This is a genomic window from Campylobacter iguaniorum, from assembly GCF_000736415.1.
Lineage (GTDB): Bacteria > Campylobacterota > Campylobacteria > Campylobacterales > Campylobacteraceae > Campylobacter > Campylobacter iguaniorum.
The window spans coordinates 1,426,622-1,440,294 of sequence record NZ_CP009043.1; the positions used below are offsets into that span (position 1 = coordinate 1,426,622).

At 38.4% G+C, this 13,673-nt stretch carries 14 protein-coding genes; 8 read left to right on the forward strand and 6 right to left on the reverse strand.

Annotation, left to right across the window (positions count from 1 at the left end; translation table 11 throughout):
- A complete protein-coding gene (tsf, locus tag CIG1485E_RS07190) occupies positions 1–1,065 on the reverse strand; it encodes a translation elongation factor Ts (RefSeq protein ID WP_038454990.1) in 1,065 nt (354 codons plus the stop codon).
- The gene (gene rpsB, locus CIG1485E_RS07195; protein ID WP_038454992.1) at positions 1,065–1,844 is read right to left on the reverse strand and encodes a 30S ribosomal protein S2; all 780 of its coding nucleotides are present in this window, start codon (positions 1,842–1,844) and stop codon (positions 1,065–1,067) included. The genes tsf and rpsB overlap by 1 nt, the downstream gene beginning before the upstream one ends.
- 261 nt (positions 1,845–2,105) lie before the next feature.
- Between rpsB and CIG1485E_RS07200 the strand changes: the two genes are divergently transcribed.
- From CIG1485E_RS07200 to CIG1485E_RS07210, 3 genes are read left to right on the forward strand one after another with little or no spacing between them, the layout of a single operon-like run.
- Entirely contained in the window at positions 2,106–3,107 is a 1,002-nt protein-coding gene (locus CIG1485E_RS07200) for a Fe(3+) ABC transporter substrate-binding protein (protein ID WP_038454994.1), read from the forward strand.
- A gap of 30 nt (positions 3,108–3,137) precedes the next feature.
- A complete protein-coding gene (locus CIG1485E_RS07205; RefSeq protein WP_069107397.1) occupies positions 3,138–4,736 on the forward strand; it encodes an ABC transporter permease in 1,599 nt (532 codons plus the stop codon).
- Complete coding sequence (locus CIG1485E_RS07210; RefSeq protein WP_038454996.1) at positions 4,733–5,359, forward strand: ABC transporter ATP-binding protein; 627 nt, start codon at positions 4,733–4,735, stop codon at positions 5,357–5,359. Before CIG1485E_RS07205 ends, CIG1485E_RS07210 begins: the two co-directional genes overlap by 4 nt.
- Here the strand turns inward: CIG1485E_RS07210 and CIG1485E_RS07215 are convergent, their stop codons facing one another.
- Genes CIG1485E_RS07215 through CIG1485E_RS07230 form a run of 4 tightly spaced genes read right to left on the reverse strand, consistent with a single transcriptional unit; the run spans position 5,360 to position 7,866 of the window.
- The gene (locus CIG1485E_RS07215; protein WP_038454998.1) at positions 5,360–5,575 is read right to left on the reverse strand and encodes a hypothetical protein; all 216 of its coding nucleotides are present in this window, start codon (positions 5,573–5,575) and stop codon (positions 5,360–5,362) included. It abuts the gene before it with no gap.
- A gap of 13 nt (positions 5,576–5,588) precedes the next feature.
- The gene (locus CIG1485E_RS07220; protein ID WP_038455000.1) at positions 5,589–6,566 is read right to left on the reverse strand and encodes a PTS transporter subunit IIC; all 978 of its coding nucleotides are present in this window, start codon (positions 6,564–6,566) and stop codon (positions 5,589–5,591) included.
- A 21-nt stretch (positions 6,567–6,587) separates the two neighbouring features.
- Positions 6,588–7,268, reverse strand: coding sequence for a peptidoglycan editing factor PgeF (gene pgeF / locus CIG1485E_RS07225; protein ID WP_038455002.1), 681 nt, complete (start codon positions 7,266–7,268; stop codon positions 6,588–6,590).
- On the reverse strand, positions 7,252–7,866 hold the full coding sequence (locus tag CIG1485E_RS07230) for a riboflavin synthase (protein WP_038455005.1): 615 nt from the start codon (positions 7,864–7,866) through the stop codon (positions 7,252–7,254). The genes pgeF and CIG1485E_RS07230 overlap by 17 nt, the downstream gene beginning before the upstream one ends.
- 281 nt (positions 7,867–8,147) lie before the next feature.
- Here CIG1485E_RS07230 and mnmG point away from each other — a divergent pair, with 281 nt between their 5' ends.
- The 5 genes from mnmG to CIG1485E_RS07255 all read left to right on the forward strand — a co-directional run bounded on the left by mnmG (position 8,148) and on the right by CIG1485E_RS07255 (position 13,609).
- Positions 8,148–10,013 carry a tRNA uridine-5-carboxymethylaminomethyl(34) synthesis enzyme MnmG gene (gene mnmG / locus CIG1485E_RS07235; RefSeq protein WP_038455006.1) on the forward strand — a complete coding sequence of 622 codons (1,866 nt, stop codon included), beginning with the start codon at positions 8,148–8,150 and terminating at the stop codon, positions 10,011–10,013.
- Positions 10,010–10,612, forward strand: a complete 603-nt coding sequence (locus tag CIG1485E_RS07240; RefSeq protein WP_038455008.1) for a LysE/ArgO family amino acid transporter — start codon at positions 10,010–10,012, stop codon at positions 10,610–10,612. Before mnmG ends, CIG1485E_RS07240 begins: the two co-directional genes overlap by 4 nt.
- Positions 10,613–10,822: 210 nt before the next feature.
- The gene (petA, locus tag CIG1485E_RS07245) at positions 10,823–11,329 is read left to right on the forward strand and encodes a ubiquinol-cytochrome c reductase iron-sulfur subunit (RefSeq protein WP_038455010.1); all 507 of its coding nucleotides are present in this window, start codon (positions 10,823–10,825) and stop codon (positions 11,327–11,329) included.
- 10 nt (positions 11,330–11,339) lie between these two features.
- A complete protein-coding gene (locus CIG1485E_RS07250; protein ID WP_038455012.1) occupies positions 11,340–12,587 on the forward strand; it encodes a cytochrome b in 1,248 nt (415 codons plus the stop codon).
- A complete protein-coding gene (locus CIG1485E_RS07255; protein WP_038455014.1) occupies positions 12,584–13,609 on the forward strand; it encodes a c-type cytochrome in 1,026 nt (341 codons plus the stop codon). Before CIG1485E_RS07250 ends, CIG1485E_RS07255 begins: the two co-directional genes overlap by 4 nt.
- Positions 13,610–13,673 lie beyond the last annotated feature (64 nt).

The following is a 13,673-nucleotide window of genomic DNA, read 5'->3' on the forward strand; positions in this document are numbered from 1 at the left end:
TTATGCCATTTGAGCTGCTACTTCAGCTGCAAAATCTTCAGTCTTTTTCTCTAAGCCTTCGCCTACTTCAAAACGAACATAGCTTACGATTTCGATGCTACCACCAAGTTTTTTAGCCTCATCAGCTACAACTTGCTCGATAGTTTTTTTGTCATCCATTACATAAAATTGTCCTAGAAGTGTAAGACGTTGGTCAAGTTGAGTGTTATCAGCGATATATCTGTCGATTTGACCTGGCAAAATTTTATCCCAAATTTGCTCTGGTTTGCCTTGTTTTTTAAGCTCTTCTTTTAGATGCTCAGTAACTTTAGCTATGATGCTATCGTTTAGTTGAGCGCGGCTTGCAAACTCAGGTATTTTGTGAAGTGGTTTTTTAAGACGCACTAGCTCTTCGTTTTCTTTCTCAAGCTCACCTTTAAGTGCTAAATACTCTTTTTCGACAAAATCAGCGTCAAATTCTTTATAGCTAATAACTTGAGGTTTCATAGCAGCTGCGTGCATACAAAGGTTTCTTAAAAACTCATGTATTTTTGATGCAGTCTCTTCGCTATCGCAAGCAGCACCGATCAAAACACCAACGCGGCTATTTGAGTGGATATATCCAGCAACAGCGCCTTTATCTCCAGCTTTTATAGTTTCAAATCTTCTTACAACTAAATTTTCACCGATAGTTGCGATTTGGCTTTGGAAGAACTCTTCAAATTTAACACCATTTATTGAGCTTTCTTTAAGCTCTTCAACTGTGCTTATATTGTTTGATTGCACATGAACAGTTGTGTTTTTCACTAGATCAACAAATGTTGCATTTTTAGCGACAAAGTCAGTTTCTGAGTTGATTTCAGTTATAGTCGCAGTTTTGTTATCACTACTTACGACTACGCTTACAAGACCTTCGCTAGCAAGGCGGTCAGCTTTTTTAGCTGCCTTGCCAAGACCTTTTTCTCTTAATATATCAACTGCTTTTTCCATATTGCCTTCAGCTTCTTGTAAAGCTTTTTTGCAATCCATCATTCCAGCTCCGGTGCTTTCGCGGAGCTCTTTTACCATACTTGCACTAATTTCCATTATTGCTCCTCAAAGTCAGCTTCGCTCATAGCCTCAGCTACAACTTCGTCTTTTTCTTCTTGGCTAACTGGAGCTACTTCTTCAGCCGCAGCGTCTTGATCTCTAAGAGCTTTACCCTCGTTGATAGCTTCAGCCATTTCTTGGCAGAAAAGTTGAACGCTTCTTATAGCATCGTCATTTCCTGGGATTGGAAAGTCGATAGTGTCTGGATCGCAGTTTGTATCGATTGGAGCAACAACTGGCATTCTTAGTTTGTTTGCTTCAGCAACAGCGATTTTCTCTTTTACTGTATCGATGATAAACATCATATCTGGTAAGCTTTTCATATTTCTAATACCGCCAAGAGTGTCTAGTAGTTTCTCTTTTTTGCGTCTTAGCATCAAAGCTTCTTTTTTAGTTAATAAATTTATAGAGCCATCTTCTTCCATAGCTTCGATAACTTCAAGTTTTCTTATTGATTGTTTGATTGTTCCAAAGTTTGTCATCATACCGCCAAGCCATCTGTGATTTACATAAGGCATACCGCATTTTTCAGCGTATTCTTTTACTGCTATACCAGCTTGTTTTTTTGTACCAACAAATAGTATAGTTTTGCCCTCAGCAGCAGCGTCTCTGACAACATTATATGTATATCTAAAATATCTGATAGTTTTTTGTAGGTCTATTATATAGATACCTTTTCTCTCGCCAAATATGAATTTCTTCATTTTTGGGTTCCATCTGCGTGTTTGGTGACCGAAATGCACACCACATTCTAGTAAATCTCTCATAGTAACCATGAGTTTCTCCTTGTAAAAAATATTTAGTTTCTTCCTCTGTGCCCCTTAGTGGCGTGTTTGCCACAACTAAATAAGGACTGACACATGTGAAATGAAGCTTGGATTATACTAAATTTTATATAAATTTAAACTAAAACTAAGTTTGCTAAATTTAGATTTATTAAATTTGAATAGGAATAATTTTATCTTATTTTAAGAAGCATTTCTGTATCATTCGTACTATGATAATAGATATCAATACTATTAATAAAGGAACTATGAATGAAAAAACTAACCGCACTTTTGTCCTTATTTGCTGCTTCTGCCCTAATGGCTGATATAAACGTCTATTCATCTCGTCATTATGACTCAGATAAGCTAGTAATCGATGCATTTACCAAGCAAACTGGCATAAAAGTCAATGTCATTCAAGACAAGGTTCAATCCCTAATAGGGAAGCTTGAGCTTGAGGGCAAAGACACTACGGCTGATGTTTTCATGACTGTTGGTGTGGGAGATTTATACACTGCAAAGGTAAAAGGACTACTCCAACCAATAAACTCAAAAATTATAGACCAAAACATTCCGTCAAATTTAATGGATGCAGACAAAAACTGGATAGGCGTGACTTATAGGGCTAGTATTTTAGCCTATGATCCAAGCAAAACAGACGTAAAAGAGCTTTCTACTTATGAGGCGTTGAGCGATGCTAAGTTCAAAGACCAAATTTTAACTCGCTCATCAACCGCGTCGTATAATAGGCATTTAATTGCGTTTTTGATAGCAAAAGACGGCGAGGAAGCAACTCAAAAATGGGCTGATAATCTAGTAAAAAACTTCGCTAGAAATCCAAAAGGCAATGACCGCGATCAAGCAAAAGCCATAGTCGCAGGAGAAGGCAAAATCGCTATCATGAATAGCTATTATATAGGTAGAATGTCAGTTTCAAAGGATCCAATAGACCAAGAAGTTTATAAAACTCTTCGCATATTTTTTCCAAATCAAAATGACGGCGGAACTCATATAAACTTAAGTGGTGCTGGCGTGACAAAATATACAAAAAATTACGCTGAGGCGGTTAAATTTGTAGAGTTTTTGAGTACAAGTGAGGCTCAAGAACTGTTTGTCAATCACAACTTCGAATTCCCAACCAATCCAAATGTAAAAATCCCTCAAACAATGAAAGATTGGGGTGAATTTAAAGTAAGCAATATAAGCTTTGATGAAATAGGCAAAAACCTTATCAAAGCTGGGCAAATAGCTGATAAAGCCGGCTGGAAATAAGCCTTGCTAAAGCTAAAAAATCGTATTAAGATGCTGGATTTTTGGAATCTGGCATCTTATTTTACCTTGCTTTTGATAATAGCACCGATATTTTATATCTTGCTAAATATCTTTAATAGCTCAAGCGAACAAACTAGCTCTTTGCTTGATTCTAGCTTGAATGAATACCTTATAAATAGCTCTATTATCGTATTTTTCACGGCTTTATTTACCACTATTATTGGAGTTTTTCTAGCGTATTTTGAAAGTTTTTATGAGTTTAGATTTAAAAAATTTTTCAAATTTGCTTTAGTGCTTCCGTTTGCCGTGCCAAACTATCTTTTTGCTTATATTTACGCTGATTTTTTCAGCTATTCTGGCTGGCTTGTTGCGTGGCTTAGAAGTGAATTTGGTATAAAAGTGCACTTTGATATGATGAATATTTATGGAGTGATTTTTATCTTTACAATCTCGTTTTTTCCATATGTTTATATTATTTTGCGTGGATTTTTGGCTAAATTTTCTGTAAATTTAATAGAGAGCGCAAAAAGCCTTGGTAAGAGCGATACTTATATATTTTTTAAGGTTATCTTGCCACTTAGCAGGGCTGCTATTGTAGCTGGAGCTTCGCTTTGCGTAATGGAGAGCTTAAACGCATTTGGCACGCCAAACTACTATGGCGTGCATGTTTTTAGCACTGGGATTTACAAGGCTTGGGTCGGATACTCAGACATAAATGCAGCTATTAAGCTAGCTGGGATTTTACTTTTAATTGTGTTTTTCTTTTTGTTTGTAGAGAGGATTTTTAGGAAACCTACTATGATGACTACGAGCAAAACTCGTCGCCAAAAGCTGCAAAAACTCTCTAAAAAATCCGAAATTATTGTAATTGGAGCGTTTTTTGCAGTATTTTTTATCAGCTTTTTATTTCCGATGATAAATTTACTCGTATGGATAAATAGAAGTTTTGAGAGTACCAACTGGGCTCATGTCTTTGATATCAGCCAAAACACGCTACTTCTTACGATTTTTTCTACGATTTTTATCATCGTTATAAGCTTGTTTTTGACCTTGGTTTCACGCTTTCAAAAAGGCAAGGCAAAGCTACTTTCAAATTCGCTAGCAAATATCGGCTACAGTGTGCCTGGAAGCGTGATAGCTATAGGTATGCTTATGATTTTTATATGGTGTGACAAGCATCTAGCTAGCGTTTATGGCTTTTTGGGCATTGAAAAAAGCCTATTTTTGACCCTAAGCCCCGTGATACTGATATTTGCTTATGTGATTAGGTTTTTATCGCTTGGATATAATGGCATAGAAGCTGGGCTAAAAGCCTGTAACAAAAGCTGTTATGAAGCTAGTTTGAGCCTTGGATATGGGCGTTTGGCGACATTTTTTAAGGTGGATTTCGCGATGATTAAGACCAGCATTTACAGTGCTTTTATACTTATATTTATAGAGATTATCAAAGAGCTTCCGCTCTCTTCGCTGCTCTCCCCGCCAAATTTTAGAACCCTTGCTTTTGAGATAGACAGATACGCCAGTGATGAGCAGCTTGCGATGACTGCCGTGCCGTCTCTTATCATTATTGTATTTTGTTTTGTGCTTTTGAGTTTGTTTTATAAAATCCAAAAAAAGGATAAAATTTGAGTTTTTTACATATTAGTGAGCTTGATTTTGGCTACGAAAAAGATAAAATCATAAATAAATTTAATCTCAGCCTAGAAAAAGGGCAAAAACTTGCAATTTGTGGTGCTAGCGGAAGTGGCAAAAGCACTATTTTGCGTCTTATTTCTGGGTTTGAAATGGCTAGTAGTGGACGCATAATCCTTGAGGGCAAAGACATCACATTTACCCCGCCGAACAAAAGAAATATCGGATATTTGTTTCAAGATTACGCGCTTTTCCCGCACCTAAATGTCAGTGAAAATATAGCATTTGGGCTAAAAAATATCATGAAAAAAAATGAGATAAAAGATGTGGTAAATAGGCTGCTAAAAGTAGTGAGCCTTGAGTCATACGCCTCTTCTTACCCACACGCACTAAGTGGCGGCCAACAACAAAGAGTAGCTCTAGCAAGAGCCCTTGCCCCAAGCCCCAAGCTACTGCTTTTAGATGAGCCATTTTCTGCGCTGGACTCACACCTAAAAGATGAGATAAGAAGCGAGATAAAAGAGATTTTAACCTCTTTTGAAATCACCTCTATCTTAGTTACTCACGATCAAGACGATGTGGAGAAATTCGCTACAAGTTGTATCAAACTAAGTGCTTGATTAGGATTTACTTAGCTGTGAGTTTTCTTTGATACGCTCTAAACCTTCAAAGATCCCAGCTATTTTTTGAAGGTCTTGAGCTTGCAAGTTAATATCTTTTTTGGCTAGTAAAATCTCTAAAATTTGAACATTTCCGCCAAATATCGAGCCAAATTTTTTATCATTTTGGATTATTTTAAGCGTGTCTAAATCCTGCGTTTTAAACTCATCATACATATTTATCCTTAGTTCAAATTTTCAAATCGCCGTCTTTGATGAAGCCAAATTTACGGAACATTATATCAAGCCCAAAGACTAAAATTAAAGGCGCTAAAATCTCCAAAATCATAACTCCCCAAAACGCATTTGCTCCACCTGCCCCAAATGTCTGGATCTGCCCTACAAAGCCACTAGTTCCCATTCCAGCACCAAATTTAGTACATTCTAGCTCAAAAATAGTAGTCGCAACCGGTCCTAAAATAGCCGAAACTATGATAGGTGGCAACCAAATAATAGGCTTTTTGAGTATGTTTTTAAACTGCAACATCGAAGTGCCAACAGCCACTGAAATAACCATGCCTATGTTATTATCCCGCCTTGACATCACAGCAAAGCCAAGCATTTGCACGCAGCACCCGACAACAGCAGCCCCACCAGCGATACCGTCCAAATTTATCCCGATAGCTATCGCAGCGCTCGAAATCGGCGCAGTCAAAGCCATCCCCATCAAGACAGCCACGACGATGCCCATCACAAATGGCTGCTTTGTGGTCGCACTACTCACAAACTCGCCAAGCGTGGTAGTCACAAGATGCACGCTATCAGCTATCAAAAGATAAAACATGTAAGACATAAAAAGGCTAAAAAGTGGCACCAAAACGATATCTAAAGGCGTTTTTTTGCTCATCACATATCTTAGCACCAAGCTAGCACAAATCACCACAAAATAAGTAACAAAAGGATCATTTATCGCTCCGCACAGCCCACCAGCAGCCGCGACGCATATCATTTTTATACCATTAAATTTCAAAGCCCAAGCAATCCCCACGCCAATACCAACGTGAGTTAGCCCTTTTAATATCCCGCCCAAATCACTCAAAACGCCAAATCCACTAAGCTTACCAATTTGGTCAAATATTACTCCTATAATAAGCGTCGCAAACAAGCCATACGCCATGCCATTCATCGATACAATGATATAGTCCCAAACCCTCTTCATAGCTCCCATTTACAAACTCCTTTTTGTATTTTAGTCCCTCAAATAAGCAAATCCGCAAAACCTGCCAGTAATAGCGTCTCTTCTATATGAGTAAAATCTCTCATCGCAATGCGTGCAAATTTGGCTAAATTTATAACTCGCTACGCCCAAGCTCTCAAGCTCATTTTTCAAAGCTGCGTCCATGTCAAATTTAGCTCCATTTTTAAATGCGTTAAATGCTCCAAGATCCAAATCCCCTATTTCATAACAATTTCCCTTGATATTTGGGCCGATTATCACTTCTAAATTTGCTGGATTTGAACCCATTTTTCTTATGGTTTTGCTTAAAATTTTGCTGATTACTCCAGCGCGTCCTGCGTGGATCACTGCGACTTTTGGAGACGCTCTATCAAGCACCAAAATCGGCGAACAATCCGCCACCATCACGCAGATCGCCACGCCCTTTAGGCCAGTTATGAGTGCGTCACAAGGCGGGATTTTAGCGTCTAAATTTGAGATTTCACTCACCACGTCGCTGTGGATTTGCTCCATAAAAATAAGCTTTTTTGCCCCTATTTTTTGCCTTAAAATCTCTCTATTTTGCTCCACATTGCCCAGCTCATCGCCGACATGAGTGGCTAAATTTAGCCCAGCGAATTTACCCTTGCTAACCCCACCAAATTTAGAGCTAAACCCAGCAAAAGCAAAGTCATCATCAGTACAAACTAGCATAAAAATCAGCCTTCTCCCAGCTCAGCTCATCTTTTTTGGGCAAATTTAGCATTCGCTCCAAATACCTTGCCAGCAAATCCGTTTCGATATTTACCCGCCTGCCGACTTCAAACTCCCCAAAAAGACTGTCTTTAAGGCTGATTGGGATTATTGTCAGACGCACAGAGTCGCTTAGGACTTCATTTATCGTCAGACTCACGCCCTCGACTGCGATAGAGCCTTTAGTAGCGACAAGGTGCATTATGTTTTTTGGTAATTTGATGTAGAAATTTACCCCAGTTTTTAGTGGTTCGATTTTGGTTATCACGCCAAGCGCGTCGATGTGTCCTTGCATCAAATGCCCGTCCAGCCTATCTCCTAGCCTCATGGCTGGCTCGATATGCACTCTATTTTTGTAGTTTTCTATGGCTAGAAGCTCTTTACTTTCACTACTAAGCTCCACGCTAAATCCGCCTTCACTCACACTAACCACGCTCAAGCAAGCTCCATTTACAGCGATACTATCGCCAAGATTTGGCTTAAAATTTGCTGCCAAACTCAAGGTCTTGCCGTCAAATTTGACTACTTTTGCTATCTCTCTTATAAGTCCATTAAACACGTTTTTTCCTAAATTTAATTGCGTAATTATATGTAATTTATGCTTTTTTTACAATCAATTCTATGAATTATTTTACTTTGCATTTAACCCAAAATGAGCTTATATCGTTATAAATTTATAATTTTAAAAGCAAAGTATAATGATTTAGTTTAAATTTGTATCAAATTTACACAATTTGGCTTCTTGATAAAATAAAAAAGAGTTTAAATTTATCCCAATTTATACTTTTTTTACACTAAATTTGATAAAATGTCAAATTCGAAAAAAATAAAGGTTTTATTATGAATTATGATGTGATAGTTGTCGGTGGTGGACACGCTGGAGTAGAAGCAAGCCTAGCAGCTGCTAGAATGGGCGCTAAAACCATGCTTATAACCATTCTGGCTGAGCAAATCGGAGCTGCGAGCTGCAACCCAGCCATCGGAGGACTTGCTAAAGGTCACCTTGTCAAAGAAATAGACGCACTTGGCGGACAAATGGCGCTTACTACTGATAATTGTGGTATTCAGTTTCGCCTCTTAAATGAGAGCAAAGGCCCAGCAGTACGTGGCTCACGCGCTCAAATCGACATGGATAGATATAGAATTTACATGAGAAATATCTTGCTAAATACGCCAAATTTAGAGGTCACTCAAGAGATAGCTACTGAGATTCTTACTCAAAATGGCGAGATTTGTGGCGTAAAAACTCACCTTGATAATACTTATAACACCAAAAAACTCATCATCACAACTGGTACATTCCTAAACGGTCTTATTCACGTGGGATTTAACAAGCTTGAGGCGGGTCGCGTGGGTGAGCTAAGTAGCAAAACGCTTTCAAGCTCGCTTAAAAGTCTAAATTTTGAAATGGGCAGACTAAAGACTGGCACATGCCCAAGAGTGCTAGCTAAAAGCATTGATTTTAGTGTGCTTGAATTACAAAACGGCGATGAAAATCCAGCTCCATTTAGCTTCCGCACAAAGGATTTTAACCCAACGCAACTCCCTTGCTACATCGCATACACCAATGAAACCACTCACGACATAATCCGCTCAAACTTCGATCGCGCGCCACTTTTCACAGGTCAAATTCACGGAATTGGCCCAAGATATTGCCCAAGTATTGAAGATAAGATAAACCGCTTTGGGGATCGTGACCGCCATCATCTTTTTATCGAACCTCAAACTCTTGAAGCCACAGAATACTATATAAACGGCTTTTCTACAAGCTTACCATACGACGCTCAAGTAGAGATGCTCCACTCAGTAAAAGGCTTCGAAAATGCTAAAATCGTTCGCCACGGATATGCGATCGAGTATGACTACGTCGCACCAACAGAGTTAAAACACACTCTTGAAACCAAAAAAGTAAAAGGTCTGTATCTAGCTGGTCAGATAAATGGCACCACAGGATACGAAGAAGCAGCAGCGCAAGGGCTAATGGCTGGAATCAACGCAACCCTAAGCGTCCAAAACCGTGAACCGCTCATACTAAGACGTGATGAGAGCTACATCGGCGTGCTTATCGATGACCTTGTCACAAAAGGCACAAAAGAGCCTTATAGAATGTTTACAAGCAGGGCTGAGTTTAGGCTACTTTTACGTGAAGAAAATGCAAATTTGCGTCTGAGCCAGTATGGGCATGAGATCGGACTTCTTCCGCAAGATGCTTATGAAAATATGATGAAACTAAAGGCAAATTTAGAGCGTGGAATGGAGATACTTCTGACTAAAGAGCTTAGCCCAAATAAAGAAAATTTGGCATTTTTAGCCAGCATGGATGAAGACGCTATAAATGAAAAAGTAGCACTCCAAAAAATAGTGGCTAGAAAAAGCTTCACCATAGAAAAACTAAAAAAGCTTGATGAATATTTCGCAAATTTAGATGATGAGAGCCTAAATTTAGTGCTTACTGAAGCCAAATACTATCACTACATCGCCCAACAACAAATCGAAGTAGAAAAGATGAAAGGGCTTTTAGATATCAAAATCCCAAGCGATCTTGAGTTTAAAAGTATAAGCGGGCTAAGCAACGAAGTAGTAGAAAAGCTAAATAAATTCGCCCCACCTACTCTAGCAGCCGCCTCAAACATCAGCGGAATCACGCCAGCAGCCATAGACATACTTCACATCGCTATAAAGTATCACAGCAAAAACGCTAAATGATAAATGCGTTTATATCTGGATTTAGCCTTGGGCTGTCGTTTATTTTAGCCATTGGCGCTCAAAATGCCTTTGTGCTAAAACAAGGCATCAAAAAGGAGCATATTTTGGCTGTCGTGCTGATATGCTCGCTATCTGACGCTATTTTAATAAGTCTTGGCGTGGGTGGATTTGGCTATATATCTAAAGAATTTCCATATATAAATTTGATAGCCAAATACGGCGGATTTGCATTTTTATTTATTTATGCTTTAAAGAGCTTTTATTCATCCCTTAAACTCTCTCACCAAATACCAGATAGCCAAAACTCACATTCAAGTTTAGCCAAAATAGCGCTCGTCACGCTAGCCTTTACTTGGCTAAATCCGCACGTTTATCTTGATACTGTGATGATAATTGGCTCATTTTCGCTTAAATTTGGCGAGTTGGCTTGGTATTTTGGATTTGGGGCGATGAGCGCTTCTTTTGTATTTTTCTTTAGTCTTGGATACGCAGCTAGAGTTTTGATACCACTATTTCAAAAGCCATTGTCTTGGAAAATACTTGAGTTTATCATAGGAGTTATTATGCTGAGTTTAGCCATTACACTTTTGTTATCATAAAATAATAAATTAAGAATAAAATTAGCATATAATAAATTTTCTTACAAAAATCAATAAATTAAATAAATTTTTAATTATAAAATGATAAAATTGTAGGTTCTAAGCTGGTTTTGCACTATTTAGGATAAATTTTGCAATTTTAGTTTATTACAAATTATTAAATTTGATAGATACAAAAAATAAATAAATAATCAAATTGAAAGGAAAAAAATGTCTGTTAAGAAGCAAGAAAGACGTGATTTTATCGGCATGGCGTTCGGCGCTGTTGCTGCTGTGGGCGGCGCTTTTGCTCTTGTTGGTATGAAAAAGTCTTGGGATCCACTTCCAAGCGTAAAAGCAGCTGGTTTTACGACTGTGGATCTAAGCCCCATGCAAGCAGGAGAATTTCGCCAAGTAGAGTGGCGTAAAAAGCCTATTTTTATCATCAAGAAAAATGCTGATATGAAACCAAACCCAGCAAGAGATGTAGTAATAGGCGAGGACAAATACATGGTAGCAATCGGCCTTTGTACTCACCTTGGCTGTATTCCTAGCTGGAGCCCAAGCGATATGATGTTTAAATGCGCATGTCACGGAGGCGAATTTGACGCAAGTGGAGTAAATACATTTGGACCACCACCAAGACCACTTGATATTCCACCATTTAAAATAGACGGCACTAAGCTTGTTCTAGGCGAAGAAGGCCCAGAATACAAAAAACTAGCCGGCATAGCGTAAGGGAGGAAAAATGGCACATATTACAAAAGCTACTAGCGTTAAAGATTGGTTTGACCAAAGAATCGCTCTAACAAAATTATGGAACGTTCTAGCCGGTCAATACTGGATCCCAAAAAACATCAACTTTCTTTGGGCAATGGGCGTTATTTTGACTGTTTTATTTACAGTTTTATTTGTAACTGGACTACTACTTGTAATGTACTACAAACCAGATGCAAATTTAGCATTTGATAGCGTAAACTACACTATCATGCAAGAAGTCGAGTATGGCTGGCTATGGCGTCATATGCACGCAGTTGCAGCTTCAGTTATATTCCTTATCATTTATATCCACGCGTTTGTAGGAATTTATTATGGTTCATACAAAAAAGGTCGTGAGATGATATGGATAAGTGGTATGCTACTTTTCTTAGTTTTCTCAGCTGAGGCATTTAGCGGATATATGCTACCTTGGGGACAAATGAGCTACTGGGCAGCGCAAGTTATCACTCAACTTTTTGGTGGTGTTCCTGTGATCGGTGATGCTCTTGTAGAGTGGATTAGAGGAGATTACGCAGTTAGTGATCCTACACTTACAAGATTTTTTATGCTTCATGTTTGCTTACTTCCTATAGTACTTATCATGATAATCGTGATCCACTTCTACACTCTAAGAGTTCCTCACGTAAACAACCTTGAGGGTGAAGAGATAGATTTTGAGCTTGAAGCTGAAAAATACCTAAGTGGCGATACAAAAAATTCAAAAGTTATTCCATTTTGGCCAGGATTTTTAAGTAAAGACTTCATGTATGTAAGTTTCTTTATGATATTCTTTACATATTTAGTAGGTTTCCACTTTGGCTTTGCTATGGATCCTATCAACTTCGATCCTGCAAACGCTGCAAAAACTCCTACACATATCTACCCTGAGTGGTATTTCTTGTGGCAATATGAGATTTTACGTGGATTCTTCTTCGATATTGGACCTATGAAAGCTGCAGATCTTGGTGCCTTAGCTATGGCATTTGCTGGTATTTCACTATTTTTCATGCCGCTTTATGACAGAAGTGACGTTGTCGCTCCAGCTCATAAAAGAAAAGGATTTTTCGTATGGTTTTGGTTACTTATAATAGACCTTATCATCCTAACAGTATATGGAAAACTTCCACCAACAGGATTTAACGCATGGATTGGATTCTTCTCTTCTGTTGCTTATCTAGCACTATTATTAGTCGTGCTTCCTGTTATAACAATCATGGAAAGAAAGGGGAATAAATGAAAGAGTTAAAGGCGTTTATAGTAGTAGTTATAGTTACAGGTATAATCTACTGGGGAGTTGAGCCTTACGCACATTCAGTTTTAAACCCTCACGTTGAACCTGCAAATTTTGACTTCGCTAAAGAAGATGTAAATTTAGCAAAAACAAATGAGCAAGCTGCAAATAAAGCTCTAGAAGCAGCAAAAGCAAGCGGCAATGAAGATATCATCAAATCAGCTACAAAAACTCTAAATGATACTAAAGCAAATTTAGACAAATATACAGCGTTTTGGAATGATATAAACTCAATTGACCTTGCAAAAGGTGACGCTGCAAAAGGCGCTGAGCTAGTAAATGCTGCTGGATGTACTGGATGTCACGGTATCAAAACCGCTAATATCCCAGCTCCAATGGACGATAGAAGCGCTAGCGAAAGCTTTGGCGTAACTCCTCCAGATCTAAGCGATATAGGCTATTTATATGACCCTAAATTCCTAGCTGCACTTATCAAAGATCCAGCTATAGCACTTAAAGTTAGTCATAAATTTAACGACAATAATCCATTCCCAATGACTGCATTCATGGGCGCTGGTGGTGATCTAAATGCCGAAGTAGCTGACCTTGTAGCGTACTTCAAAAGCATAGCTCCAAAAGAGATGAGCGACAAAGAAGTCTTCGTAAATAGCTGTTCAAGATGTCACGATATGAAATACGCAAACGTATTTACAAATGGCAACAAACAAAGCATAGCAGCTTATCTTGGTATGACACCTCCTGATCTATCTATGTATATCAGATCTAGAAGCAATGATTATCTAAACAACTTCATCAACGATACTCAAAAAATGCTTCCAGGTACTGCTATGCCTCGTGTCGGCTTAAATGAAAAAGCCCAATCACAAGTCATATCATACATGGAAAAAGTCGGCGATAGCAAAAAGGCTGAGAGAGAAACTACATCACTTTATATGATGGGCTATTTCTTAATCCTTGGCATCTTCGCTTGGGCTTGGAAAAGAAAAATCTGGTCTAAACTTCATTAATATTTAGTGGAATTTAATCAAATTTAGCTTGGGTTTGCGGATCTCCGCCCCCCCCCCCCAAGCT

Bases quoted from the DNA above. Each gene is read 5' to 3' on its own strand.
- tsf (WP_038454990.1), bottom strand. From the start codon at position 1,065: ATGGAAATTAGTGCAAGTATGGTAAAAGAGCTCCGCGAAAGCACCGGA.
- rpsB (WP_038454992.1), bottom strand. From the start codon at position 1,844: ATGGTTACTATGAGAGATTTACTAGAATGTGGTGTGCATTTCGGTCAC.
- CIG1485E_RS07200 (WP_038454994.1), top strand. From the start codon at position 2,106: ATGAAAAAACTAACCGCACTTTTGTCCTTATTTGCTGCTTCTGCCCTA.
- CIG1485E_RS07205 (WP_069107397.1), top strand. From the start codon at position 3,138: ATGCTGGATTTTTGGAATCTGGCATCTTATTTTACCTTGCTTTTGATA.
- CIG1485E_RS07215 (WP_038454998.1), bottom strand. From the start codon at position 5,575: ATGTATGATGAGTTTAAAACGCAGGATTTAGACACGCTTAAAATAATC.
- CIG1485E_RS07220 (WP_038455000.1), bottom strand. From the start codon at position 6,566: ATGGGAGCTATGAAGAGGGTTTGGGACTATATCATTGTATCGATGAAT.
- pgeF (WP_038455002.1), bottom strand. From the start codon at position 7,268: ATGCTAGTTTGTACTGATGATGACTTTGCTTTTGCTGGGTTTAGCTCT.
- mnmG (WP_038455006.1), top strand. From the start codon at position 8,148: ATGAATTATGATGTGATAGTTGTCGGTGGTGGACACGCTGGAGTAGAA.
- CIG1485E_RS07240 (WP_038455008.1), top strand. From the start codon at position 10,010: ATGATAAATGCGTTTATATCTGGATTTAGCCTTGGGCTGTCGTTTATT.
- petA (WP_038455010.1), top strand. From the start codon at position 10,823: ATGTCTGTTAAGAAGCAAGAAAGACGTGATTTTATCGGCATGGCGTTC.
- CIG1485E_RS07250 (WP_038455012.1), top strand. From the start codon at position 11,340: ATGGCACATATTACAAAAGCTACTAGCGTTAAAGATTGGTTTGACCAA.
- CIG1485E_RS07255 (WP_038455014.1), top strand. From the start codon at position 12,584: ATGAAAGAGTTAAAGGCGTTTATAGTAGTAGTTATAGTTACAGGTATA.